Below are 25,468 nucleotides of genomic sequence, written 5' to 3'. Positions count from 1 at the left end.
GTTCGTTAACCCCTTGCTAGATTCCGATAAAAGACTTGCGTTTCAAGCGTGCCGGGGAAGATGCCGGCGCAAGCCTGCAACGCATCGTTGGAAGCCGACCGGCTCAAGCCGGTCGGTTTTTTGCATGCGCCGCGATGAACCCGATTACGTTTAAATGCGCGCCAACGCGACGATACTGCTCCTATCAGCGGTTTTAGGAGGGATCCCCGATGAATCTGGCGGACATGCTCAGCTATGCGGACATCGCGCAGTTGTCCGGCATCGCGGAAGTCTATCAATGCGAGTGCAGCAGTCATTCCAAAAACGAGCTGATTCAATCGATCCTGAGCGCCGTGCAGCGGCGCGAGGTGCTGGCGCGGCGCGTCGAAGAGATGAGCGTTGGCGATCTCCGGTTTTTGAACTCCCTGCTATTCGAAAAAAGGGCTTCTTACAGTCTGGAGGACTTGACGGCAAGAGCCGCGCTTGCGGCGGATCATGCCCCTGCGCAGGCCGGCGAGACCGGGCAGCGGGCGCAGAGCGGCGCATCCAAAACGAACGGCGCCGCCGCCGACAAGGGCATCGGCGCAAAAAAAACGCCGGCGGGCGGGCGGAAAAAAGCCAAGCAGCCGGCGGAACCGGCAAGCCCGGCTGACGAACGAAGAAGCGCGATCGCACGGTTCAAACGTTACGGCTGGCTGTTCGGGGGCATCACGCAGCAGACACGGTATTTGTTCCATGTACCGGAGGACGTGAAAAAAAGGCTGTGCGACGCGATCGAAGCGCAGTTCCGCGGCGGCGTCGAATTCCGGGACGAACCTCCTGCGTATCGCGACGAGCGGGGCCTGATGGCCAAAGACCTGGAGCGGATGCTCAAGTTCGTCAGAGATCACGACATGCCGCTCACCGCAGAGGGCTACCTGTATAAGCGGCAGCTGCAGCAGCTGCTCGACGTGTTCTCGGTGATGGAGCAAGCGCCGGCGAAAACCGCGTTCCGCTTCGGGTACGGCCGGCGGTTCAAAGAATACCCGGAACGCTTCTCTTTGCTCTACGACTATGCCTATTGCTGCGGCTTGCTCCTTGAACAGGAAGGCGAGCTCAGGCTTTCGGACCGCGGGCGGGAGATGGCGGATGGAAAGGAAACCTGCGATCCTGCGGATTTGTACCGGTTCTGGCTGCGGCTCTATAAGCTGCCGGTGCCGAATTTGCAGGCGTTGGCGCAGTGGATCATGCGGCTGTCCAGGCACGCGTGGGTCACCGTCGATTCGCTGGGCGCCACGCTGCTCCCGCTCGTGAAGCCCTACTATTACGATTCGGAAAAAAGCGTGTTCGAGCAGCGTACGTTGGCGATGATGCTTCACCTCGGGCTGCTGAGGCTCGGGGAGACGGCGGAGGGAGAGGCGGTCGTGACGATGACGCCGCAGGGCGTCCTGCTCGTGGCCGGGAGCGAGATCGGATTCGAAGACGCGCTGCCGTGGTCGTACGGCGTGATGTGAACGCGGTCCAGATGCAGCGGCGGAGCGCGCCTGGGCGGACGAGAAGGTCGTTTTACGTTTGGAAGTCGTATCAGTTACCGTGCGGCAGCGACCGCAAATAAGCGCGAGGCACTCGTTTTGCACCGATTGCCTCGCGAAAGATCAGGAGGGCAACCGATGGACATTAGAATCGCATACGAGACGATGCTCGGCCTCGCGGCCGAAATGACGCTTGACGAGGCGCTGCGCAAATTCCGCAAGGAGCAGCTGTACGGCGAGATCGACCACGCGCTCGAAGAAGGAGATTCCGAATCGTTCCTGCGGTTGACCGAAGAGCTCAAAGCCATTTTGCATTAAGACGGCCGCACCGCAATGAGGCAGACTCGCCCGCGCCGAGGGACGAGTCTGTTTTTGCTGAACCGGAACGGAGACAAAAAATGGCTTGCAAGCGCGTCCGATTCGGGTAGGATAAAGGAAGCATGCGCAAAGGATGGGAGTCGAAACGATGAAATTCAGCGAGTTTGACGAAAACAATTGGGGCGACCTGCAGCCGTACCTGGACACGGCGCTGCTGCCCGTGACCGGCTTGCTTGGCGGCGAGGCGCCTCCGGCGGCGGCCGAGCTCGTCGGCTCGGCGGGAGACTGGCTTGCGCCGCTCGAATCGGCGTTCAGGGGGGAGGACGGTCACCTATCCCGCACATCACTACATAGGGCCCGGCGACGAAGCGTCGCTCGACGCGCTCTGCGGCCGAATCAAGGCGGGGGGGATTCAAATTCGTCGTCGTCGTGTCGGGCAAGCCGGGCTGGGACGAGACGCGAGTGCCATCGGCGGATCTGTTCGCGAGTCCGGCGGACGAAGAAGGCGCGCCGGATCCGGAAGCGCTGCGGCGGCGCGTGTCGGACATGTGGAAGCGTTCGGCAACGGCCTGACGGGAGACGGCTTCGCTGCCTGTATAGGATCGATGGAACGGGGCATAACAAAAGCATGTTCGCCTGCGGTTAAATGTGACAAAATGACAACATTTTAGTTCGCGTAATTCCGAGATGTGTCCAAATCGGGAACAGGTATTCTTGACGCTCTTTGACACGTGGGATATTATAGGTATGTCCTTGTGAACAAAAGGTGAAAGTCCGTATCGGACGCGATTTTGGTGGGCAAAGGGGGTAGAAAAAATGGACCACAACAAGCAGCACGAAACCTCGCATAAGCCGATCAAGCGCAACGAAATGACAAGACGTCAATTTCTATCTTATACGCTCGGCGGAGCTACTGCATTCATGGCGGGCGGCGCGATCATCCCGATGCTGCGCTTCGCCGTAGACCCGCTTTTGCAGAAGAAGGCTGAGACCGCTTTCGTCAAGGCGATCGAGGAGAAGGACGTGACCAAGGAGCCGAAGAGCATCGACTTCAAGGTTCACCAGGTCGACGGGTGGTACGAGAGCGACCCGAAGCTCCAGGCTTTCGTAGCGAAGGACGACAGCGGCAAGATTTTCGCGCTGTCCCCGGTGTGCAAGCACTTGGGCTGCACGATCAGCTGGAGCGGCGACGAAGCGCCGAATCTGTATCACTGCCCTTGCCACGGTGCAAGATATACGAAAGACGGCAAAAATCTCAAGGTGGCGCCGAAGCCGCTTGACGAATATCAAGTCAAGGTCGAGAACGGCTGGGTATATCTCGGACCGCTGGAATCGAACACACGGGTATAGAAGGAGGGCGTCTCGTCCATGTTTAAAGGCATGTATAACTGGATTGACGAACGTCTCGACGTTACGCCGATGTGGAGAGATATCGCGGACCATGAGGTGCCTGAGCACGTTAACCCGGCTCACCATTTCTCCGCGTTCGTATATTGCTTCGGCGGACTGACGTTCTTTATTACCGTCATCCAGATCCTTTCGGGGATGTTTCTTACGATGTATTACGTGCCGGATATCATCAACGCGTATTACAGCGTCGACTATCTGCAGCACCAAGTCGCCTTCGGCGTAATCGTCCGGGGCATGCACCACTGGGGCGCGAGCCTCGTTATCGTCATGATGTTCCTACATACGCTTCGGGTCTTCTTTACCGGCTCCTACAAGGCGCCGCGCGAGATGAACTGGGTCGTGGGAATGCTTATTTTCTTCGTCATGCTGGGACTCGGTTTCACCGGTTACCTGCTTCCGTGGGACAACAAAGCATACTTTGCAACCAAGGTAGGCATGGAGATTGCGGGTTCGGTCCCGTGGATCGGCGGATATATCAAGGAGTTGCTGGCCGGCGGTACGATCGTCGGCGCGCAGACGCTGACTCGATTCTTCGCGATTCACGTGTTTTTCCTGCCCGGCGTGCTGCTCACGCTGCTTGCCGCACACTTCTTCATGATTCGCAAACAGGGCATCTCCGGGCCGCTGTAAGAGAGAGGAGTGGCAAGCATTGGCACATGGTAAAGGCAATTCGAACGAGAAGATCGTATTCGTAGGCGACTCGCGCATTCGCAAGCCGCATCCGGACAAGCCGGCGCCGCCGGACTACACGGCGTTCCCAGGCAAGTCCGAGGCGTTTATTCCGAACTTCCTGCTGAAGGAATGGATGGCGGGCGTCGTCGTGCTTGTCGGCTTCCTGACGCTGACGATCGCGGAGCCCGCTCCGCTCGGTTATCCGGCGAACCCGCTCAACGGCGCGTTTATTCCGATGCCGGACTGGTACTTCCTTTTCATTTATCAGCTACTGAAGTATCCGTACACTTCCGAGAACTACATCGTCCTCGGAACGATCGGCATCCCGGCGATCATGTTCGGCGCGCTGTTCCTCGCTCCGTTCCTCGATACGGGCAAGGAACGCCGCTTCTATCGGCGGCCGATCGCCTCTGCGCTCATGTTCGTCACGTTGATCGCAAGCGTATATCTGACCTGGGTGTCGTGGCATCACTACACCAAGGAGCTTGAAGCGAACGGCACCATCCCCGAGCATATCGAGCGGGAGATGAAGTCCGAAGAGCAAATCGCCGAAGGCAAGGGCCGCTTCATTTACGGCAAGGAAAAAGTGCCGGCTTTGGTCGCGCCTGAGGACGAAGCGTTCTCGGTCACGATGAAGGCGCAGTGCATCGCTTGCCACGGTACCGAGCTCCAAGGGCAAGTCGGTCCGATGCTGGCGGGGATCGGCGACACGCTTAGCCACGATGAGATCAAAGAGATCGTCACCAACGGCAAGGGCGATGGCATGCCATCCTTCAAGGGCACGCTGTCCGACGAAGAGATCGACAAGGTCGCGACCTGGCTGGCGAAGCAGAAGGTTGCCGCGGAATAAGACATACGATCAAAGGGCCTGACCGGGACGGTCAGGCCCTTTCGATATATTTGAGATGGCCGAGGTGCTTGGATGGATCCGAACGTTTTGCTGTCGCGCCGATTTTTGACGCAAAATTGGATGATGACGCTGCTTATGATCTTTTATGTATTCGGAACGGTTTACGGTTATTACTGGTACAAAAATCAGCTGGTCGAAACGATGCGGACCCAGCCCGCCTGGCAGCTTCCTTTCGTGCCGGACAGCCCGACGGCTTCGCTTTTTTTTTACGTTGGCGGCGTTATGGCTGTGGCTGTCTCCTTTCGGAAAGGGACAAAGCAAAATGGCAAGCGGCGTAAGGGGCGTCGTCGAGGCGCTGGCGGTCGTCACTTCGATTAAATACGGCGTGTGGGCGACGGTCATTATTTTTGCGAGCGCCGCCTATGGCAGCCCGATCGTCTGGCAGGACTGGATGCTGATCGTATCCCATCTATCGATGGCGGTATGCGCCGTTTTGTACGGTCGCTTTTTTCTGTACGGCATGGTTGCGGTAGGGCTTGCGGCCGCTTGGACGCTGCTTAACGATATCGTCGATTACAGCTTCGGCGTGTATCCGAGCCTGCCGCAGTCGCTCGACGAGCGTCTGGTCGGCGTCGCGATATTCACCTTTGCGCTGACGGTGTTCAGCGTCGGCGCAGCCGCGATCGTATCGCAGGCGAACCGGCGCGCGGACAGTGCGAGCGCGGTTCGAGGCGAGGTCTAAAGCCGGACATCCCTTCATAGCTTGTATTGGAGGGATGTCCATGTCGACGATCGGTGTACGCATACGTATGTCGCGCCGCGTGATAGCGGCTGCGGTATTGATCTTGTGGCTGGAAGCCTTGCTGGGCGGCCAGGCCGTCGCCGCAGCGGACGGGCCCCCGCGGGATCCCGTCGATGCGTTCCGCTTGGCGGCGGAGCGCGTCTATAGATCCGTCAGCGACGGCGAACCGCTCGATGTGCTGCGCAACGTGACGCGAGCCGAACAGGCGTTAAAGGCGGTACCGTCCGCAAGCTTGCCCGCGCCGCAAAGCGCGGCTGCGCTTGCTGCGGCGATGGAAAGGATGCGGCGAGCGGTGTCCGCGCTGTCCCCGGATGCGGCAGAGGTATATGCCGCATCCGCCTCGCTAAGGCTTGCCGCGGACGCGGTGTGTTCGCGGGGGCAAGGGCTGTGGCTCGAATATCGCAGACTATTGCGCGAAGATGCAGACGCGCTGCGAACCGCGATCGCGAACGCGGAAGGCAGAACGGGGCAGGAGGCCGTGGAGCGGCTTCGGTCGCTTAGCGGCCACTATGGCCTTATTCGGGCTGCCGCCGTCGCCGCCGGAAGGGCGGATCAAGCCGAACGCGCGGACGCCGTCATCCGCTATGCGGGCAGAGTCCTCTCCGCCGCCTCGCCGGATCCGTCGCTGACGGCGGAGCTCGCGCCCCGGATCGGCGCGGCGGTAGAGGCGCTGTACCCGCCGTCCGCCGAAGCTCCCGCATCGGGGCCGCTCTCGACGGCGCCGCCGGCCGGCTTTTTCTCGGCGATCGGCGCGTTTATTTTGACGGCGCTGACCTATTCCGGCTGGCGAAAATACCGCGGGGAACAGCGGAAAAAAATAAGAAAAACGCTATTCCTCCTTGAAGCCTTCGCCCAACACGTCGTGCACGTCGGCAATGACGATAAAAGCCTGTCTGTCGTGCTGACGGACGAGGCTTTTTTAATTTGCGCACTTCAAAGCGGCTGACGACGCAATAGACGGCCATCCGCGCTTCGCCCGAATAGGCGCCGACCGCGTTCAGGAGCGTGACCCCGCGTTCGAGCTCGCTCGTAATTTGCGCGGCCAGCTTCTCGGGCTCCCGGCACAATATCGTAAACGCTTTGGCCGCATAAGCGCCCTCCTGCACGAAGTCGATGACGCGCGCCGAGATAAACACGCTGACAAGCGTATAGAGCACCTTTTCTTTCGGAATGAAGATGAGCGACGTGCCGAGAATGACGACATCCATGAGCAAAATGAACTGACCCATGCTGATCCCGCCGCGGCGGTTGGCGATCCGCGCGATAATATCGACGCCGCCCGTCGTGCCGCCGGAATAGAAGACGAGTCCGAGACCCGCGCCCAGCGTCACGCCCGCATAGAGCACCACAAGAATAAAGTCCTGCTGCGTCGTAAAAGGCGTCAGCCAGCCTCGATCGACCATCGCCTGCCAAAGCCATAAAAACAAGGACAGCGAAACCGTGCCGCCGAACGTATAGATCATCGCCCGGAAGCCGAGCTTGCGCCAGCCGAGCCAAAATAACGGCAGGTTGAGTAGGAGCGTCGTCAGCGAAGCGGGTAAGCCTGTCGCGTAAAGCAGCAGAATGCCGATGCCTGTCACGCCGCCCTCCATGAGCCGGTTCGGCACGATAAAATAAACGATCCCGAATCCGTAAAGCGCGGTGCCGAGCAGCAAAATGCTCCATGTACGGACCGAAGCCCACAGCTTTTGCCGAGTCATGCGCACAACCTCCATGCTGAAATTCATTTGATTTTTGCAGACATCTTACGCTAACATAAGAAGAAACCGTTGGAAAGGACCGTACACGTGGCTGAATCCAAAATCGCGGACCTTGTTCTCGCCGAACGATACCTGTCGGACATACAGCGAGACGTCGACGCCTATATTTCGCAGTTCAAGGAAGGTTACTTCTCTCCGCTGGCGATGCTGGCCAGATTGACCGAAGAAGCTGGCGAGCTGGCGCGGGAAGTCAATCACAAATACGGCGAAAAGCCGAAAAAGGCGGACGAGGCCGACAATTCCATCGAGATGGAGCTCGGCGACGTCCTGTTCATCGTCCTCTGCTTCGCAAACCGGGAAGGGATCGATCTCACCCGGGCCATCGAACGCGTCCTTCACAAGTTCGGCACGCGCGACGCGGACAGATGGACGAAGAAGCACACGGATACCCCGTAGATACATATGCTGTATCATCCCCAATTCGAGGAGGATGGTACATGTGACGGACGGGGAAATTTGCTTGCGCCGCGCTTACGAAGCCATCCTGGCCTCGGACTTCGAAGCGGCGGTCGTTTGGTTCAGGCGTGCGGTCGAGCGGGAGCCGGACAATGCCTCTTACTATTATAAAGGCTCCATCAGCCTCGCGAGGAGCGGGAAGCTCGACTTGGCGCTCGATTATGCGCGAAACGCCGTGCGGCTCGCGCCCGGCGAGGCCGACTACCGTCTGCATCTCAGACTGGTCGAAGGGCGTCAGCTCGCCCGGCAGGCCAAGGCGCTGCTGGCAAAGCCGCAGCCCGAGCCGAACACGGCGATCGAGCTTTTGCAGGAAGCGGTCGAGCTCGATCCGCTCGACGCGGGCGCTTATTTGCTGCTCGGCATCGCCTGCAGGCTTGCCGGCGAATACGACCGTGCGATCGAAGCGCTGCGAACCGCCAAGGAGATGAATCCGATGATGCTTGAGGCGGGCAGGCTGCTCCGGGAGACGAAGATGGAGCGCGCGAGGCGCTGGCGGCTCATTTATACCTATTATACTAGACGAAGGAACAGGTGATCGCGGATGTCGCAGCAAATCAAAGTCGCCGTAGCCGGCGCAGCGGGAAGAATGGGGCGCGAAGTCGTCAAAACGGTGCTGGAGGACCCGACGCTCGCGCTGGTGGCCGCCATCGGCCGGTCCGCGTCCGGCGAGGATGCGGGCCGGCTCGTCGGGCTGCCCGAAGCGGGCGTCGCATTGACCGACAATCTGGAGAGAGCGCTTCGCGACAGCCGTCCGGACGTGCTCGTGGACTTTACGAATCCGAAGTCCGCGATGCCCAATACGATGACCGCGGTCAAGCTCGGCGTCAGGCCTGTCGTCGGGACGACCGGATTCACGCAGGAGCAGATGGACGAGATCGACCGCGAATGCCGCGAACGCGGCATCGGCTGCCTGATCGCCCCGAATTTTTCGATCGGCGCCTTGTTGATGATGAAGTTCGCCGCCGAAGCGGCCAAATATATGCCGCATGTCGAGATCATCGAATACCACGGCGATCAAAAACTGGACGCGCCGTCCGGCACCTCGATTAAGACCGCGGAGCGGATCGTCGAGACGCGGCGCGAGCTGCGACAGGGCAATCCGAACGAAGAAGAGGTCATCGAAGGGGCGCGCGGCGGTTATTTCGGCGGCTTTCGGATACATAGCGTGCGGCTTCCGGGCGTATTCGCCCAGCAGGAGGTCATCTTCGGCGGCCATGGCCAGACGCTCAAGATCCGGCACGACAGCTACGACCGCGCGGGCTATATGCCCGGCGTGGCGACGGCCGTCAAGAAGATCGTGGACGTAACCGGATTGGTATACGGCTTCGAACATTTGCTCGACTGACTAACGAACGACACACTTAATATCCCGCTCCCGGGAGAGGAGACGCGGTTTAACGATGCTGAATATCGCACTGATCGCTCACGATCGCAAAAAAAGAAGAAATGGTCAACTTCGCCATCGCCTACGAGCACGTATTCAAGCCGCACAAGCTGTACGCGACAGGCACGACAGGCGCCCGGATCATGGAAAATACGTCGCTTAACGTGCACCGCTTCGCGTCGGGGCCGCTTGGCGGCGACCAGCAAATCGGCGCGATGGTCGCGACCAACGAGATGGACCTCATTATATTTCTTCGGGATCCGCTTATGGCCCAGCCGCACGAGCCGGACATCATCGCGCTGCTGCGTCTGTCCGACGTCCAGGGCATACCGGTGGCGACCAACGTCGCGACGGCGGAACTGCTGGTCAAATGTCTCGAGCGCGGGGACTTCGCCTGGCGCGAGCTCGTCCACAAGTACAAGCCGGGGATCGACGAATGAGCGACGCCGCGCAGCTTGACTTGCTCGTATTCGCGGCGCATCCGGACGACGCGGAGATCGGGATGGGCGGCACGATCGCCAAGGCAACGCGTGCGGGAAGCCGCGTCGGCCTTTACGATTTGACCTTCGCCGAGATGTCGTCCAACGGCGATCCGAAGACGCGACAGCGGGAGGCCGCCAGGGCAAGCGAGCTGTTGGGACTTGCCGTCAGGGGCAATCTCGGGCTGCCCGACCGCGGGTTGAAGGCGGGCTCGGAGCAGGTGGACAAGCTGGTCGAGGTCATTCGCCGGCATCGTCCGCGCATCGTGTTCGCGCCGTACTTCGAGGATAGGCATCCGGACCATACGGCATGCAGCCGGCTGGCCGAAGAAGCGGTATTCAACGCGAAGCTGCGCCGCTACAGGCCCGAATGGGACGCCTGGACGCCGGATGCTTTTTGTTACTATTTCATCAACGATATGCATACGCCCCAGCTGGTCGTCGATATTACAGAATACCAGGCGGTCAAAATGGAAGCGCTGGCCGCTTACCGGTCTCAATTCGCTCCGATGGAGGAGACGAAGGACTGGGTGCCTACGCCGCTCACGGCGGGCTATCTGGACCATGTAACCGCGCGGGACCGGCTGTTCGGCGCGCCTCATCGCGTCGCCTATGCCGAAGGCTTCATTTCCAAAGGACCGCTGAAGCTGGATATGTTTTAACTTCGCCGGTTCCCCAGTCCGATGATTGGCCGACGAAAGCATCACGAACGCCGGCGGCTCCCTTTGCACGGATACCTCGTTGTTAGACATTCATGCGAGGGCAAGCCCGCCGCTCACCCTCTGGAAGAAGGGATTCGCATTGAACAGACCGCTTAAGATCGGCATTACTTGCTATCCTTCGCTCGGCGGTTCCGGCGTCGTGGCCACCGAGCTGGGCAAGCTGCTGGCCGAGAAGGGACACGAGATTCATTTCATTACGCAGAGCATGCCTTTTCGCTTAGGCAAGTTTCAGCGCAACATCTATTATCACGAGGTGGAGGTGTCGGACTATTACGTGTTCCGATACCCGCCGTACGACCTGTCGCTCGCGAGCAAAATGCACCAGGTCGCGAAGCTGCAGGAGCTCGATCTGCTGCACGTCCACTACGCGGTGCCGCATGCCATCTGCGCCTTCCTGGCCAAGCAGATGTCCGGCGGCAAGCTTAAGATCGTCACGACGCTGCACGGCACGGACATCACGGTGCTTGCGCAAGACGAGACGCTCAAGGACATCATCCGGCTCGGCATCGGGGAGAGCGACGCGGTCACGGCCGTCAGCCGCGACCTGATCTGCGAGACGCAGGAGCTGCTCGACATTCGGACGCCGATCGAACTGACGTACAATTTCGTCGACAAACGCGTGTATTATCCGCGCGAAGTGTCGGAGATGCGCAAGGATTTTGCGGAGCCCCACGAAAAGGTGCTCATGCACATTTCCAACTTCCGTCCGGTAAAGCGAACGGCGGATGTGGTGGATATTTTCGCGAAGGTCAACGCGGAGCTGCCCGCCAAGCTGCTACTCGTCGGCGAAGGTCCGGATCTGCCGAAGATCCAGTCGAAAATCCGGTCGATGGGACTCGAACACCGCGTCCACTATCTCGGCAAGCAGGACGACGTCGCCGAGGTGCTGTCGCTGGCCGATCTCGTGCTGCTTCCTTCCGAAAAGGAAAGCTTCGGCCTCGTCGCGCTCGAAGCGATGGCCTGCGGCGTACCGACGATCGGCTCGACCGCCGGCGGCATTCCCGAACTCGTCGTGAGCGGGGAGACCGGTTTTCTTGCCCCGATCGGCCATACGTCCGAGATGGCGGCGCACGCCGTGCGGCTGCTATCGGACGAAGCGTTGTACGCGCAGTTCAGGGAAGCTTGCCTGATAAGATCGCGCACGCAATTTTGCAACGATCTGATAACCGCGCAGTACGAAAAAAATCTATTATAACGTGCTGGGCATGCCCGCCCCGATCACCGAACCGGTCTGCGAACGCCGCTGACCGGCGTCGGCTTCGCCGGACGGCGAAGCCCGGCCGGGGAAGAGGGGGGCGAGAGGCATGATGCGTTACGAAGGGGCGCAATGGGAAGCGGGGCTCGAGGTGCTCCATGCTTTAAACGAAGCGGGCGGCGAGGCTTATTTCGTCGGCGGCTGCGTCCGAGACGCCTTGCTCGGGATCGAAGCGAGCGATATCGATATCGCGGCTTCGGCCGATCCCGGCGAGGTGCTCCGCTTGTTTCCGGACGCGCTGCCGACGGGCCTCAAGCACGGCACGGTGACGGTTCGCCGTTCCGGCTTTTTTTTTTGAAGTGACGACGTTTCGCCAGGAAGCCGGCTACAGCGACGGCCGACGGCCGGACGACGTCTTTTTCGTGCGAGACGTTCGGGAAGATCTGGCGCGGCGCGATTTTACGATCAATGCCATGGCCGCGGGCGCCGACGGGAAGATCGTCGATCCGTTCGGCGGCATGGACGACTTGCAGGCGCGCAGACTTCGCGCAGTCGGGGAGCCGGCCCGGCGGTTCGACGAGGACGCGCTGCGGATCGTCCGCTGCGTGCGTTTTGCGGCGCGATACGGTCTCGCCATCGACGCGCCGACCTGGGCGGGCGTGCTCGCATGCCGTGACAAGCTTCGGCTCGTCGCGATGGAGCGTATCGGCGCGGAGCTGGACAAGATGATGGCCGCCGGCGATCCGGGACGCGCTTTCGGGCTGCTGCTGGCGGCGTCGCTGCCGGAGCGCTTTAAGCTGCCGCTGCCTGAGGGCTGGCTGGCGCAGTTGCGGCGCATCGAGGCGTCGTCGGCCGGCGCCGGGGAAACGACGACCCGGACGGCAAGCTCATCTCGGTCAGGGCTATCCCGGTATCTCCCCGAAACCGCGGATGCCGATCTGCGCTGGGCGGCGCTGATTCTCGCAGGCGCGGCTGCGCCCGAGGAAGCGGAAGCGGTCATGAAGCGGCTACACTTCGCGGGGAAAAGAATCAGGCGAATCAGCGACATCGTTCGCTTGCATTTAAGCATTGCCGCTTTAACGGATCCGGCGGATTGGCGCGGCGGCTGGACGATCGGCGTGCTGGACCGCGGTCTCGAGGCCGCGGCGGATTGGCGGACGCTATTCGGTGCGCAGGCGCTCCGCGCAGCGTTCGACGTGCCGGCCGAGCTGCATGCGGCGGCGGCCGGCTGGACGGCTGACATGCCGGCGGTCAGGATCGCGGATCTTGCGATCAGGGGCGACGAGCTTGCTTCTGCCGCGGACAATCCTCCGGGCCCCTGGATCGCAATCGCGCTGCGGAGGCTGCTCGAACAGGTCGCGCTGGGTGAGTTGGACAACGATAAAGAAACGCTGAAGAGCGCTTTTCTGAACGCGCACCGGAAACGTTTAAAGTAAAAGCGCCGTAACCGCCTTGCGCGGACGAGGCCGTAAACCGGAAATGGATGGCAAGTCGTACCGCGCGCGCAGGAAGGCCGCGGATCCGAATGCAGCAGTCGCCAACGGATAGAAAAGGTGCGGCATGTTACGACGCCGGGCCTCGGCAGTCCGAACAGAAAGGGGAGCAACCATGGAACAATCTCAGCTGTTGACGCTGCTTGAAGAAAAACGGGACTTGTTCGTCTCCGGCGAGGAAATCAGCCGGCTGCTCGGCGTGAGCCGAACCGCCGTCTGGAAGCAGATCCGCAAGCTCGAGGCCGAAGGCTTCGCGATCGAAGCCGTGCCGCGCAAAGGCTACCGTCTGACCGGCAGGCCTTCCCGCCTGAATGCCGCGGAGCTTCAGAGCAAGCTCGGGACGACGGCGTTCGGCAGGCACTTGCACATTCGCGAAGTCGTCGCTTCCACGCAGGACGTGCTGCGCGAGCTCGCGGAGAAAGGCGCGCCGGAAGGCACGCTCGTCATCGCCGAACGCCAGGACAACGGGCGGGGGCGAATGGGCCGTTCATGGGTGTCGCCGCCCGGACGCGGCGTGTCGATGAGCCTGCTGCTGCGCCCCGACGTTCCGCTGCAGCTGGCGCCGCAGCTTACGCTGCTCGCCGCGGTCGCCCTCTGCAGGAGTTTGGGCCGGGAGACCGGCCTGCAGATCGGAATCAAGTGGCCGAACGACCTGCTCGTGGACGGCCGCAAGATCAGCGGCATTTTGCTGGAGTCCGCTACCGAAGACGAGCGGCTCCGCTATGTCGCCGTCGGCCTGGGCATCGCGGTGAACCTGGACCCGGGCGATTATCCGGAGGCGCTCCTCGCGCGCGCGGTGTCTCTTAAAATGGCGGCCGGACGCGCCTTCGACAGGGCGGCGCTGATCGCCGCCGCGCTGCTCGAATTCGAACAGCTATACGCTTTGTATAAGGAACAAGGCTTCGAGCCGATCCGCATCCTGTGGGAGACCTATTCGGTCACGTTGAACCGGACCGTCTCCTTGAACGCGGGTCATGGATTTTTCGAAGGCGTGCCGCGCGGCTTGGACGACAGCGGAGGACTTCGCGTCGAACTGCCGGACGGCGGCTTCCGCACGATCTATTCGGCGGAGATCGGCGACGCTGCGCCGCTGCCGAACGCCAAGGGCTAGAAGGGTCGTAGACGGCGCCGCATGGGCGAACCGCACCGTTTACGCGCGGAGTCCGCTCTGTTATAATATAGCTCTCGGGCGGTATCATGACGAACCGCACCGGGAGACATGCTAACCAATGACGCGCTTTGCCTGAAGAACCGAATACCCGTGATGATTCGCGGCGGATTCTGCTCTGAGCCCAAGGGACCGAGACAGAAGGACGTGAAGCGTTCCTGCTGAATGGACACCTTCTTTGCTCATGGGCAAACGAAGGTTTTTTTTGCGCGCTCGGATGGCTGGCCGCCCACAGAAGGGAGCCCGAACGTATGAGTCAACCGTTAACGCCGCCAAAATTAAAATCGATGAAAGCCCAAGGCTCGCCGATCGCCATGGTGACCGCCTACGATTACCCGTCCGCAAGACTGGCCGAGGAGGCCGGCGTAGATGTCATTCTCGTCGGAGACTCGCTCGGCAACGTCGTGCTCGGCTACGAGACGACCGTCCCGGTCACGCTCGAGGATATGATCTACCATACGAGAGCCGTCGTCCGTGGCGCTCCCAGTACGATGATCGTGACGGACATGCCGTTCGCGACGTACCGCGGGAGCAAGGAGCGGACCCTCCGCAACGCCGCGCGGCTCATGCAGGAGGGCGGCGCCCACGCGGTCAAGCTCGAAGGCGGAGCGGAGCTTGCCGACGAGATCGCGCTGCTCGTGTCCGCAGGCATTCCCGTGATCGGGCATTTGGGACTCACCCCCCCAATCGGTGCTGCAGATCGGGGGCTACAAGGTGCAAGGCCGCGACGAATCCGAAGCCGCGCGGCTGCTGGCCGACGCGAAGGCGCTCGAGCAGGCCGGCGCCGCCGCCGTCGTGCTCGAGCTGGTCGTCGAGCCCGCCGCAGCGGCGGTATCGCGCGCGCTGTCGATTCCGACGATCGGCATTGGCGCCGGACGCGGGTGCGACGGGCAAGTGCTCGTCTACCACGACCTCATCCGGTACGGCTCGGGCATCCGCGACAAACGTTTCGTAAAAGCCTACGCGGACGTCGGCGAGACGATTCGCGGCGCCGTTTCCCAATACGTTAACGAAGTGAAAACCGGCCGGTTCCCGGAAGAAAGCCATGCGTTCCCGATGCAGGTACAGACCACGGAAGCGCCGACCACCAAACTGTACGGAGGCGAAGCCCAATGACGGCAACTTTGACATCGACGCCCCTGGTCGTCCGCACGATCCCGGAAATGCGCGAAGCGATCCGCACCCATCGGGCGGCGGCAGGCGCGACCGCTTCCGTCGGCTTCGTGCCGACGATGGGCTTTTTGCACGACGGCCATGCGAGCCTGATCGGCAGATCCGCCCGGGAAAACGGGCTGACCGTGCTCAGCATTTTCGTCAATCCGCTGCAGTTCGGTCCGAACGAAGATTTCGAACGTTATCCGCGGGACGAAGCGAGAGACCTTGAAGTAGCCGCCCGCGCCGGCGCGGACATCGTCTTTATGCCGAGCGTCGCCGAGATGTATCCGACGCCGGCCGCGACGCAGATCGCCGTCTCCGGCGTCACGGAGCGCCTGTGCGGGGCGAGCCGGCCCGGACACTTCGACGGCGTCGGCATCGTCGTGACGAAGCTGCTGAACATCGTGCAGCCCGATCGCGCGTACTTCGGCTTGAAGGACGCTCAGCAGGTCGCCGTCATCGAACGGATGGTCGCCGATCTCAATCAACCGGTCGAGATCGTGCCCTGCCCGATCGTTCGGGAATCGGACGGCCTGGCCATGAGCTCGCGCAATGTATACTTGTCGGAAGACGAACGGCGCGAAGCGCTCGTCATCTCCCGCACGCTGGCCAACGTTCCCGCATGGATCGGTGCGGGCAAGGACGCCGCGCAATTGACGGCCGCCGTGAAGGATGGCATTTCGGCATCGCCTTTGGCCGATATCGACTACGTCGAAACGCTGACCTATCCCGGGCTGCAGCCGCCCGCCCCCGAGGCGCCGCTCTCCGCCTCCGGCGAGCGGATCATCGTCGCGGCGGCGGTCCGGTTCGGACGCACGCGCCTTATCGACAATATTCTGATCACCACTCCGGAGGCCTGAGACGCTATGATGAGACAAATGATGAAGTCCAAGCTTCATAGGGCGACGGTGACCGAAGCCAACCTGAATTATGTCGGCAGCATTACGATCGACGAAGATCTGTTGGATCTGGTCGATATTTTGCCGGATGAAAAGGTGCAAATCGTAAACAACAACAACGGCGCGAGGTTCGAAACCTATACGATTCCCGGACCGCGGGGCTCCGGCGTCGTCTGCCTGAACGGCGCCGCGGCGCGGCTCGTGCAGCCGGGAGACAAGGTAATCATTATCGCTTATGGCTACATGGAAAACGAAGAAGCGAAACGGCACAAGCCGAAGGTCGCCATATTGGACGAAGGCAACCGCGTCGTTCAAATGATGGCGCAGGAACCTCATTCGACCGTCGTCTGAAGCGTATGAAAGGCCTCCGGCAAACGCAGAATGAGCATTACAATTCGTCTGCGACTGGGGGCCTTCATCCGTGATTCAGCCTTTTTTCTCCGCCATGAACGACGTGTTGGACGAGATGATCGAACGCTATCCGAATTCGACGCCGGACGAAAAGTTGGCGCTGGAAGAGCAATGGAACGTGTTAAAATCGATGAGTGATGATATCATTGAGTCATGGCTCGCGCTCGAGGAAAAAATGGGCGATTACAGGCGCCGCCGCCAGGCGGACGATGCGGGTGGCTGCAAGGCCAAGCCCGCGGTCGCCGCGATGCCCGCCGAATGGCCCGTTCCGTTCGTGAAAGGCCAAGGATACTTCAAGCTGCACATGTTCCGCGAGTGCGCATGCCAGTTCGAGCAGCTGCTCTCCCGGCACGCGGAATGGTCGCTTGCGCGGCTGTACCTCGCGATGAGCAGAATGCATCTCGGCGAATTCGCCGAAGCGCACCGTCATTTTCAACTCGTCGCGGGGACGGCCGACGAGCCCAGACTTCAGGCGATCGCCTTCAACGCGATGGGCTGCGTGCAGGCGGTACAAGCGAATTTGGCGCAGGCCCAGCACTTTTTTCGGAAAGCGATGGAGCTCGATCCCGGCTTCGCGGACGCGAAGCACAATTTGGACGCTTGTCTTTGCGATTCGGACAGCGTACAGCTCTCCTTCGGCAGCGCCGAACTGACGGCGCTCGCGCCTATCTAATCTCGACAGGCCGCGACGAAGGCGAAGTGCAAGAAAGGAAGTCAATTCATGAAATTCGCGGTACTCGACTTCGAGACGACGGGAACGTCGTCCCAGCACGATGAAATCATCCAAATCGGCATCGCGGTCGTGGACGACACGGGCGCGGTGTCTTCCGTATATCAATCGCTCGTGAAGCCGTCGCGTTCGATCCCGGCTTTCATTACGACCTTGACGGGAATCGGGGACGCGGACGTCGCCGGCGCGCCCGCCATCGAAGATGCGGTTGCCGAAATGGTGCCGCTGCTTTCGGATGCCGTGCTCGTCGCGCACAACGCCGGCTTCGACGCCGCCTTTTTGCAGGCCGCTCTCGACAAGAGCGGTTATTTGCCGTTTTCGGGCAGGGTGCTGGACACGGTCGATCTGGCGAGGCTGGTCTTTCCGTTTTTGCCTTCGTACCGGCTGACGGCGATCACGCACGGGCTCGGCATCGCGCACGACCGGCCGCACCAGGCCGACAGCGACGCGCTCGCCACCGCCGAAGTGCTGACGGCCTGCATCGGCAGGCTAAGGTCGCTGCCGACGCTCACGCTCGAACGGCTCTGCGAGCTGACGGACGGCGAGCGCAGCGACCTCGGCTGGCTTCTGTCGTCGCTTCGCGCGGAGCGGGACACGACTTGGTTCGAAGAGCCGGACGGCTACCAGTACTACCGCCAGTTCGCGATGCGGATCGCCGACTGGACGGACGACGACGAAGGCCGCGAGGCGCAGCGGCTTCAAGCCGAGCGCGAGCTGGCGGACATGCCGTTCGAATCGTATCTCGACGCCGTCGAAGGTCGCATGAAGACGCTGTTTCCGGGCTACGAGCCCAGAGAAGGACAGCGCATCATGTACGACGAGGTGCACGGGGCGTTGAGCGAAGACGCCCACCTGCTGGTCGAAGCAGGCACCGGAACGGGCAAGTCGCTCGGCTATTTGCTGCCCTCCCTTTATTATGGATTAAAAGAAAATAAAAAAAATCGTCGTGACGACGCATACGATCCAGCTGCAGGAGCAGCTGCGACAACGCGACCTTCCGCTGCTGCAGGACGTGCTCCCGGTGCCGTTCAAGGCGGCGGTGTTCAAAGGAAGAAGCAACTATATGTGCCTCCGCAAGTTCGAGCAGCAGATGCAGACGCCGGCGTTCGCGCTGTCGCGGGAGGAAGCCGTGGCGCGCGGGCAGCTCGCCGTCTGGCTGTCGGAGACCGAGCGGGGAGAAGCGGAGGAGCTGAACCTCGGCAGCCGCGCCAAGGAGGAGTGGAACGCCGTCGCGAGCGACGCGGATTCCTGCTTGAACCGGCAGTGTCCGTGGTTCCGCAAATGCTTCTATCATCGCGCGCGGCAGGATGCGCTCAAGGCGGATCTGGTCATTACGAATCATGCCATGGTATTCACCGACATGCGCGCGGAGCATCGGCTCCTTCCCGCATACGACCGGCTCATCGTCGACGAGGCCCATCATATGGAAGAGGTGGCGAGCAATCATCTCGGGCGCAGGATCGGATACGGCGCGCTTCCTGCCGCCTTGGCGAGACTCGCGAAGGACGCCCGGACGGGACAGCTGCCGAGCCTGATCTCCCAGCTGACAGGCACGGCCGAGAGCGCGAGCGGCACTTGGGCGGAGAAGCTGGAGGAGCTGCTGCCGCGCGTGCAGGAGCTGCGGGAATCATGGGAACAATGGACGGACAGGCTCTACGCCCTGTTGGCGTCCGGCGCGGCCGCGGACGAGACGGGCGGTCTGAGCTACCGGCTGAAGCCCGATGCCATGCCGAGGGATTGGGAATCGATCCGCGTAGACGGGGACAACGTCGTGCTGCGCCTTTCCGACCTCGTGCGGCCGCTGGAGAGACTGCTCGCGGAGATTCGGGACCGAAGCGAGGATCTCGCCCTGCAGAGCCTCTTGACCGACATGAACGGCTCGGTGAAGGAGCTGTCGACCGTGCGCGGCGACCTGCAATCGTTCGTTTCGATGTCCGAGACGGAGTGCGTCTATTGGATCGAAGGGCATACCCAATACAAGAGCCGTTCTTTATGGATGTATATCGTGCCGGCGGACGTCAGCGGCCTGCTGAAGGAAGGCTTGTTCGGACAAAAGGACAGCATCGTTCTGACGTCGGCGACGCTGACGGTGGACAAGTCGTTCCAATATGTCAAGGAGCAGCTCGGCCTGGACGAAGCGGAGCAGCAGGGCAAACTGCGAACCGCGCAGCTTCCTTCGCCATTTAACTACCGGCAGCAAGCGCTGCTGCTCATTCCCAGGGACTTCCCGTCGATCAAAGGCCGGGACGGCGAAGCCGCGTTTTTGCAGGCGCTCACGACCTCGCTGGCCGAGGTCGCGACCGAGACCCGGGGCCGCATGCTCGTGCTGTTCACCTCGCACAAGATGCTGAAGTCGGTATACGAGCCGCTCAAGTCCGCGCTAGCCCCGGTCGACATTCAAGTGCTCGGGCAGGGGATGGACGGCAGCAAGCCGCAGCCGGCTGACGAGCCAGTTCATGGAGCAGCCTCGCTCGGTACTGCTCGGTACGAGCAGCTTCTGGGAGGGCGTGGATCTGCCGGGAGACGCGCTGACCTGTCTTGCGATCGTCCGGTTGCCTTTCCAGCCGCCGAACCATCCGGTCACGGAGGCCAAGAGCGAACGCCTGACCGCGCAGCGCAAAAACCCGTTCATGAAGCTGTCGCTGCCCCAGGCGGTCATCAAGTTCAAGCAAGGTTTCGGCCGGCTCGTGCGCACCGCTTCGGACAAGGGCATCGTCGTCCTGTACGACACGCGCGTCATCGACACGAGCTACGGCAAATACTTTTTGTATTCGCTGCCCGGACCCAAGATGGAGCATCTGCCGCTGGCGGGCCTCGTGCCGCGCGTGCGCGAATGGCTGCATCCGTCCGAGCCCGCTTCCGCCGAAACCGCCGCGGATGCCGAGCGTCCGCATGCGTCGCCGCCGGCGGTCGGCGCGCCGGCCGCGCGGCCGGGCAAGCAATCGACCGTACCGGCCGCCGAAGCCGATGCTTCCCGGTACGAGCCCGAGCAGGCTCCGGCACAGGCGAAGCCAAAGCGGGCGAGAGCGAAAAAATCGAAGCAGGAAACCGACGCAACGGAAGGAGAAGTCTCCAGTTGAAGCAAATCAAAATATCTGAAGCGGTCGTCAGACGCCTTCCGATCTATCTGCGCTACTTGAACGAGCTCAGCATCAGCGACGTCCAGACCGTGTCTTCGCAGGACCTGGGAGACAAGCTCGATCTCAATCCCGCCCAAATCCGCAAGGATCTCGCCTACTTCGGCGAATTCGGCCGGAAAGGCGTCGGCTACAACGTCGGATATCTGATCGAGAAGATCCGCCATATTCTGAACCTCGACCGTCCGATTCACGTGGCGCTCGTTGGCGCGGGCAATCTCGGGAGAGCGCTGTGCAACTACAACATGTACCTGAAAGACAATATGAAAATCGTCTCGGTATTCGACGACGACCCCGCCAAAAAAGGGGTGGCGATCGGCCATTTGACCGTCAACCCGATTCAGATGCTGCCGGACGAGGTGAAGGACAAGGACATCTCGATCGGCATCATCACCGTGCCGGCCAGCGAGGCGCAAAAAAGTCGCTGACCGCTTCGTGGAAGCGGGCATCCGGGCGATATTGAACTTCGCGCCGACGGTGCTCAAAATACCGGCTGGCATCCGCATTCACCACGCGGACTTCACGAGCGACCTGCTGAGCCTGGCCTATTATATGGATCACGATTCGGATTCGGACGGCGCGCAACAGCCCGTCCCGACCGACGATGCAGAAGGAGCGGAACAATGAAACGTTGGCTGATCGAGAACGGTATTTTCGCGGAGCCGTCCGCGGAACGGCAAATTTTCGAAGGGTGGCTCAGCGTCGTGGACGGTTATATCGCCGCTTCCGGCGAGGGCGCGGCGCCGCCTGAGGTGCGCGACGGCGCCGAGGAGATCGTAAACGGCAAAGGGCTGCTGTTCATGCCGGGATTGATCAACACGCACGGTCATGCCGCGATGTCGCTGCTGCGCGGGCTGGCGGACGATCTCGTGCTGCAGGATTGGCTGGAGAATCATATGTGGCCGATGGAAGCGAAATTTACGGGAGACGACGTCTACTGGGGCACGTCCCTCGCGGCGGCGGAGATGATATTGAGCGGGACGACGACGTTCGTCGATATGTACGACCACATGGACAAGGTCGCCGAAGTCGCCGTCCAAGCGGGTCTTCGGGCAACGCTGACGCGCGGCGTCATCGGTCTTTGTCCGCCCGACGTCCAGACGGCGAAGCTGAACGACGCCATTCAGTTCGCCAAGACCTGGCAAGGCGCGGCGGACGGCCGCATTCAGGTGATGATGTCCCCGCATTCGCCGTATACGTGTCCGCCCGACTATATCGAACGGATCGTCGCGGCCGCCCACGAATTGAACTTGCCGCTTCATACGCATATGTCCGAGACCGCGGCGGAAGTGGCGCTGAACGTGAACCAATACGGCGCGCGTCCGGTCGAGCACCTGGACAAGCTCGGACTGTTCTCCCGGCCTTCGCTCGTCGCCCATGCCGTACATCTGAACGACGAGGAGATCGCGCTGCTCGCCGAGCGCCGCGTCGCCGTCTCGCACAACCCGGTCAGCAATCTGAAGCTGGCCAGCGGGGTGGCGAGAGTGCCCGAGCTGCTTCGCGCCGGCGTGACGGTCTCGCTCGGCACGGACAGCGCGGCGAGCAACAATAATCTCGACCTGTTCGAAGAGATACGTCTTGCTGCCTTGCTGCACAAGGGCGTATCGGGCGATCCCACGGCCGTTCCGGCTGGCGAGGCGCTGCGCATGGGCACGCTTTACGGCGCCCGTTCGATCGGGCTAGGAGACGTGACCGGCAGCCTGCGTCCCGGCTTCAAAGCGGATATTACCGCCGTCTCGATCGACAAGCCGCATTTTATGCCGCGCACCGATTATATTTCCCACCTCGTGTATTCGGCCAGCGGCGCGGACGTCGCGCATGTATGGGTCGACGGCCGCCGCATCATGCGCGATCGCGAGCTGCTGACGCTTGACGTCGAGCGCATCCGCCACGAAGCGCAGCGCTGCTTCGAGAGGCTGCGGGGATGACGCCGAGCCGCATCGCCGAACGAAGGCGCCAGTCGGTATGGACGGGCTGGCGGCTGACGCTCATCGCGCTCGGCTTCCTCGTCTTTCTCGCTGTCGTATTCGTCGTTTACATTCGAAGCGCGGATGCCGAATACCGCGGCGAGGAGCGGGCCGCGGCGGCAAAGGCCAAGCAGGAAGCGGGGCTGACCGGAATCGACAAGGTGTCCAAGCATGTATGGGACGATTCGATCTGGGTCGTCGAAGGCAAGGATGCCGCCGGCACGGCTTGGTTCGTATGGCTTCGCGAGGACGGCGCGGTCAAGGAGAAAGCTTCGGACGGCTACGGCGAAGACAGCATCCGCAGCCGATTCAATGCCGAGCATCCGGGCAAAAAGATCGTGCGTCTGCTGCCCGGGTGGTTTTCGGGACAGCCCGCCTGGGAGCTGCGTTATACGGACGATCCAGGCACGAAGCGGCAAGCGATCGTTTTTTATTCCTTCAAGGACGGGAGCCAGCTGAGGACGTATAATTTGGTTTCATAGTTCGGTTGCCGTACAAATCTCGTCGGCATCCGATTGCATCGCCGACCTGCGCCTTTGCTGCGCAGGTCTTTTTTTGCGATCGTTCCAGTAACTGGGGATCGGGAATCGAGGGGGGGATCCGCATATCGCAAACGGCAGTTATGTATGTACGTCGTTATGCTGTCGTCTTTTCGCGAGCAACCTACCATTTACCCCGCGCGCAAATATTTGACACAACTTTTTTAAGCGATGATATATATTTAGTCTATCAAATTATGATATACTAGCTGATGTATTGTTGATGCAGAGGACGTTGCGAACGATTTTACAACAGATTAAAGGAGGCCAATGCCTAAATGAAATTGCGAATCCTGCCTATAGCGACGACGGCCGTTATATCCGCGGCGCTGTTGTTCGGCGGTTGGTTTGCTTATCGTCATTATGGCGTGGAGCAGCCGCTCGACCGCGCTGCGGCGAACGTACCGGGCGTCGAATCGGCCAGCTCGGACATGAACGCGGACGGCGTCACGATCAAGGTCAAGCTTAGCGACACCGCTGATCTTGCCGATGTATATAGAACGGTGAAGGAAGAGGGCGCCCGCGCGATCGGCTCGAAGAGCCTGACGCTCGTCGCCGAGAATCCCGATAACGAAGCGCTTGAAAAAGTGTGGCGTTCGGCGCTGTTCGACGTCGCCCAGGCGATGGACCGCAAAGAATATACCGCGATCCGCGACGCGATGGCCAAGCTGCAGTCGCAGACGCCGGGGCTTAGCGCATCCACGGAGATCGACGAAGAAAACGTATATATCAGCCTGCGTCTCTCCGGCAGCGCCAAGTACGTGATTCTTCCTCGCCAGGGCGAGCAGATGGGGGTGTGGCCGAATGCGTAACTGGAGATCCTACGGTAAAGAGATGGCGATCGGCTTCGTGCCCGTGTTTATCGCGTTCATGATCTTCGTCGGCGTGCCCGCGCTTCCGCTGCTGCTTGGCGCAGGGCTCGTCGGCGGTCTGTTGTTCATGGCCAAATCGCGCAGCGGCATGGCGTTCGGCGGCGCGGCGCGCAAGGGTCCGTCGCGTCCGCCCGCGTATTTGACCTTCGAGGATATCGGCGGGCAGGAGCAGGCGAAGCGCGAGCTCGTCGAGGCGCTCGACTTTCTCGTACAGCGCGAGCGCATCGCGAAGCTCGGCATACGTCCGTTGAAGGGCATTCTGCTTACCGGCCCTCCGGGAACGGGCAAGACGCTGCTGGCCAAAGCTGCGGCGAAGCATACGAATTCGGCGTTCGTGGCGGCGTCCGGCAGCGAGTTCGTCGAGATGTACGTCGGCGTGGGCGCCGGCCGCATCCGCGACATTTTCCGTCAGGCGCGCACGCTGGCCGCCAAGCAGAAGCGCGACAGCGCGATCATCTTCATCGACGAGATCGATGCGATCGGCGGCAAGCGCGACGGCAGCCAGAACAAAGAGTACGACCAGACGCTCAACCAGCTGTTGACCGAAATGGACGGCATTCAAGGCGACGAGTCGGTCCGCGTGCTGATCATCGCCGCGACCAACCGCAAAGAGCTGCTGGATAACGCGCTCACCCGCCCCGGCCGATTCGACAGGCACATCCAGGTCGATATGCCGGACCGGCACGGCCGCGAGCACATTCTTCGCCTGCACGCCAGGAACAAACCGCTGTCCGAAGAGGTGTCCTTGGACAAGGTTGCCGAGGAAACGTTCGGCTTCTCGGGGGCGCAGCTCGAGAGCGTCATGAACGAAGCCGCGATCTACGCGATGCGCGAGGAGAGCGAAGTGCTGCGTCCCGCGCATCTGGCCCAGGCGATCGACAAAGTCATGATGGGCGAGCGGATGGACCGCGAGACGACGAGCGAGGAGCGGGAGCGCGTCGCGCTTCACGAGCTGGGCCATGCGATCGTCGCCGAGAGCGTGCGGCCGGGCAGCGTCGCGCAGGTGTCGCTCACGCCGCGCGGGCAAGCGCTCGGGTACGTGCGGCATCATCCGCGCAAGGACAGCTATCTGTACACGAAGACGTATCTCGAGGCGCAGATCCAGATCGCGCTCGGCGGCGCGGTTGCCGAAGAGCTGCATTACGGCGGCCGCAGCACCGGTTCGCGCGGCGACTTCGACCAGGCGACCAACATCGTCAAAACATTGATCGAGTCGGGCATGACGGATCTCGGGATCATCCATCCCGAGGCGCTTACCGCCGAGCAGTGGTCCAAGGAAAACGGCCGAATTCTGGACGCCTTGACGGATGCGACCCGCAAGCTGCTGTCCGGTCAAATGGATACTTTTGCGAAGCTGCTCGACATTTTGATCCGCGAAGAGACGTTGTCGGGCGAGGAGCTGCGCGCGCATTTGAACGCCGCTGCCGCCTGATCCAATCGAAGAGGCCGTTCCGCTTAGCCGAGCAAGGCTGCGGGACGGCCTCGTTTATGTTGACGGCGCTGGTTCCTGCAAAAAGTTGCCTGCAACGCATAGGAGCGACAGGAAATGACCGAACCAA

Annotated in this window: 21 protein-coding genes and 8 pseudogenes; 27 read left to right on the top strand and 2 right to left on the bottom strand. The window is 61.4% G+C overall.

The features are described from left to right. The first annotated feature begins 209 nt into the window (after positions 1 to 209). The 8 genes and pseudogenes from OMP40_RS30065 to OMP40_RS40630 form a co-directional block, all read left to right on the top strand. Entirely contained in the window at positions 210 to 1,472 is a 1,263-nt protein-coding gene (locus tag OMP40_RS30065) for a hypothetical protein (protein ID WP_277536833.1), read from the top strand. A gap of 156 nt (positions 1,473 to 1,628) precedes the next feature. Next, positions 1,629 to 1,808, top strand: coding sequence for an IDEAL domain-containing protein (locus tag OMP40_RS30060; RefSeq protein ID WP_217597521.1), 180 nt, complete (start codon positions 1,629 to 1,631; stop codon positions 1,806 to 1,808). A gap of 816 nt (positions 1,809 to 2,624) precedes the next feature. Beyond that, positions 2,625 to 3,158 carry a ubiquinol-cytochrome c reductase iron-sulfur subunit gene (locus tag OMP40_RS30055; protein WP_277536832.1) on the top strand — a complete coding sequence of 178 codons (534 nt, stop codon included), beginning with the start codon at positions 2,625 to 2,627 and terminating at the stop codon, positions 3,156 to 3,158. An 18-nt stretch (positions 3,159 to 3,176) separates the two neighbouring features. After that, positions 3,177 to 3,848 carry a menaquinol-cytochrome c reductase cytochrome b subunit gene (qcrB, locus tag OMP40_RS30050; protein ID WP_090112781.1) on the top strand — a complete coding sequence of 224 codons (672 nt, stop codon included), beginning with the start codon at positions 3,177 to 3,179 and terminating at the stop codon, positions 3,846 to 3,848. A 19-nt stretch (positions 3,849 to 3,867) separates the two neighbouring features. Continuing rightward, positions 3,868 to 4,740: a menaquinol-cytochrome c reductase cytochrome b/c subunit gene (locus OMP40_RS30045; RefSeq protein WP_277536827.1), complete on the top strand. Its 873-nt coding sequence runs from the start codon at positions 3,868 to 3,870 to the stop codon at positions 4,738 to 4,740. Positions 4,741 to 4,812: 72 nt separating this feature from the next. Next, positions 4,813 to 5,118, top strand: coding sequence for a DUF1405 domain-containing protein (locus OMP40_RS40640; RefSeq protein ID WP_338131271.1), 306 nt, complete (start codon positions 4,813 to 4,815; stop codon positions 5,116 to 5,118). Further along, positions 5,063 to 5,482 carry a DUF1405 domain-containing protein gene (locus tag OMP40_RS40635; protein ID WP_338131270.1) on the top strand — a complete coding sequence of 140 codons (420 nt, stop codon included), beginning with the start codon at positions 5,063 to 5,065 and terminating at the stop codon, positions 5,480 to 5,482. Before OMP40_RS40640 ends, OMP40_RS40635 begins: the two co-directional genes overlap by 56 nt. A gap of 34 nt (positions 5,483 to 5,516) precedes the next feature. Further along, positions 5,517 to 6,299 (top strand): annotated as a pseudogene (locus tag OMP40_RS40630) (sporulation protein YpjB); the annotation flags it as partial. 72 nt (positions 6,300 to 6,371) lie between these two features. Here the strand turns inward: OMP40_RS40630 and OMP40_RS40625 are convergent. Beyond that, positions 6,372 to 6,431: pseudogene (locus OMP40_RS40625) on the bottom strand (hypothetical protein); the annotation flags it as partial. A gap of 76 nt (positions 6,432 to 6,507) precedes the next feature. Continuing rightward, a pseudogene (locus tag OMP40_RS30030) lies at positions 6,508 to 7,242 on the bottom strand (YitT family protein); the annotation flags it as partial. 87 nt (positions 7,243 to 7,329) lie between these two features. On the opposite strand from OMP40_RS30030, the gene OMP40_RS30025 reads away from it, so the two are divergent. The 19 genes and pseudogenes from OMP40_RS30025 (at position 7,330) to OMP40_RS29935 (ending at position 25,341) form a co-directional block, all read left to right on the top strand. Further along, positions 7,330 to 7,698 carry a nucleotide pyrophosphohydrolase gene (locus tag OMP40_RS30025; protein WP_277536824.1) on the top strand — a complete coding sequence of 123 codons (369 nt, stop codon included), beginning with the start codon at positions 7,330 to 7,332 and terminating at the stop codon, positions 7,696 to 7,698. Between the two features lie 43 nt (positions 7,699 to 7,741). Then, entirely contained in the window at positions 7,742 to 8,293 is a 552-nt protein-coding gene (locus OMP40_RS30020) for a tetratricopeptide repeat protein (protein WP_277536821.1), read from the top strand. A 6-nt stretch (positions 8,294 to 8,299) separates the two neighbouring features. Next, on the top strand, positions 8,300 to 9,103 hold the full coding sequence (gene dapB, locus OMP40_RS30015; RefSeq protein WP_277536819.1) for a 4-hydroxy-tetrahydrodipicolinate reductase: 804 nt from the start codon (positions 8,300 to 8,302) through the stop codon (positions 9,101 to 9,103). A gap of 55 nt (positions 9,104 to 9,158) precedes the next feature. Further along, a pseudogene (locus OMP40_RS30010) lies at positions 9,159 to 9,582 on the top strand (methylglyoxal synthase). After that, positions 9,579 to 10,283 (top strand): bacillithiol biosynthesis deacetylase BshB1, encoded by a 705-nt coding sequence (gene bshB1, locus OMP40_RS30005; RefSeq protein WP_277536817.1) that lies wholly within the window; start codon positions 9,579 to 9,581, stop codon positions 10,281 to 10,283. The pseudogene OMP40_RS30010 and the gene bshB1 overlap by 4 nt, the downstream one beginning before the upstream one ends. Positions 10,284 to 10,422: 139 nt before the next feature. Further along, positions 10,423 to 11,590: pseudogene (gene bshA / locus OMP40_RS30000) on the top strand (N-acetyl-alpha-D-glucosaminyl L-malate synthase BshA). Positions 11,591 to 11,647: 57 nt separating this feature from the next. Continuing rightward, on the top strand, positions 11,648 to 11,896 hold the full coding sequence (locus OMP40_RS29995; RefSeq protein WP_277536815.1) for a hypothetical protein: 249 nt from the start codon (positions 11,648 to 11,650) through the stop codon (positions 11,894 to 11,896). A 1-nt stretch (position 11,897) separates the two neighbouring features. Next, positions 11,898 to 12,974, top strand: a complete 1,077-nt coding sequence (locus OMP40_RS29990) for a tRNA nucleotidyltransferase/poly(A) polymerase family protein (protein ID WP_277536813.1) — start codon at positions 11,898 to 11,900, stop codon at positions 12,972 to 12,974. Positions 12,975 to 13,146: 172 nt separating this feature from the next. After that, positions 13,147 to 14,142, top strand: coding sequence for a biotin--[acetyl-CoA-carboxylase] ligase (locus tag OMP40_RS29985; protein WP_277536811.1), 996 nt, complete (start codon positions 13,147 to 13,149; stop codon positions 14,140 to 14,142). A gap of 308 nt (positions 14,143 to 14,450) precedes the next feature. Beyond that, positions 14,451 to 15,315: pseudogene (gene panB, locus OMP40_RS29980) on the top strand (3-methyl-2-oxobutanoate hydroxymethyltransferase). Beyond that, positions 15,312 to 16,214, top strand: coding sequence for a pantoate--beta-alanine ligase (gene panC, locus OMP40_RS29975; RefSeq protein ID WP_277536808.1), 903 nt, complete (start codon positions 15,312 to 15,314; stop codon positions 16,212 to 16,214). Before panB ends, panC begins: the two are co-directional and overlap by 4 nt. Positions 16,215 to 16,220: 6 nt before the next feature. Continuing rightward, complete coding sequence (gene panD, locus OMP40_RS29970; protein ID WP_217594994.1) at positions 16,221 to 16,604, top strand: aspartate 1-decarboxylase; 384 nt, start codon at positions 16,221 to 16,223, stop codon at positions 16,602 to 16,604. Positions 16,605 to 16,674: 70 nt separating this feature from the next. Further along, positions 16,675 to 17,337 carry a tetratricopeptide repeat protein gene (locus tag OMP40_RS29965; RefSeq protein WP_277536805.1) on the top strand — a complete coding sequence of 221 codons (663 nt, stop codon included), beginning with the start codon at positions 16,675 to 16,677 and terminating at the stop codon, positions 17,335 to 17,337. 48 nt (positions 17,338 to 17,385) lie between these two features. Further along, positions 17,386 to 20,258 (top strand): annotated as a pseudogene (gene dinG / locus OMP40_RS29960) (ATP-dependent DNA helicase DinG); the annotation flags it as partial. Between the two features lie 212 nt (positions 20,259 to 20,470). After that, positions 20,471 to 21,158: pseudogene (locus OMP40_RS29955) on the top strand (redox-sensing transcriptional repressor Rex). Then, positions 21,155 to 22,459 (top strand): amidohydrolase, encoded by a 1,305-nt coding sequence (locus tag OMP40_RS29950; protein ID WP_277536803.1) that lies wholly within the window; start codon positions 21,155 to 21,157, stop codon positions 22,457 to 22,459. Before OMP40_RS29955 ends, OMP40_RS29950 begins: the two are co-directional and overlap by 4 nt. Beyond that, positions 22,456 to 22,980, top strand: a complete 525-nt coding sequence (locus tag OMP40_RS29945; RefSeq protein ID WP_277536802.1) for a cell wall elongation regulator TseB-like domain-containing protein — start codon at positions 22,456 to 22,458, stop codon at positions 22,978 to 22,980. Before OMP40_RS29950 ends, OMP40_RS29945 begins: the two co-directional genes overlap by 4 nt. 335 nt (positions 22,981 to 23,315) lie before the next feature. Continuing rightward, positions 23,316 to 23,849 (top strand): hypothetical protein, encoded by a 534-nt coding sequence (locus OMP40_RS29940; protein WP_277536800.1) that lies wholly within the window; start codon positions 23,316 to 23,318, stop codon positions 23,847 to 23,849. Continuing rightward, entirely contained in the window at positions 23,842 to 25,341 is a 1,500-nt protein-coding gene (locus OMP40_RS29935; RefSeq protein WP_277536798.1) for an AAA family ATPase, read from the top strand. Before OMP40_RS29940 ends, OMP40_RS29935 begins: the two co-directional genes overlap by 8 nt. Positions 25,342 to 25,468 lie beyond the last annotated feature (127 nt).

Origin of the sequence: Cohnella rhizosphaerae (genome assembly GCF_029525575.1) — a bacterium.
Taxonomy (GTDB): domain Bacteria; phylum Bacillota; class Bacilli; order Paenibacillales; family Paenibacillaceae; genus Cohnella; species Cohnella rhizosphaerae.
This window is presented reverse-complemented; position numbering and strand designations above follow the sequence as displayed.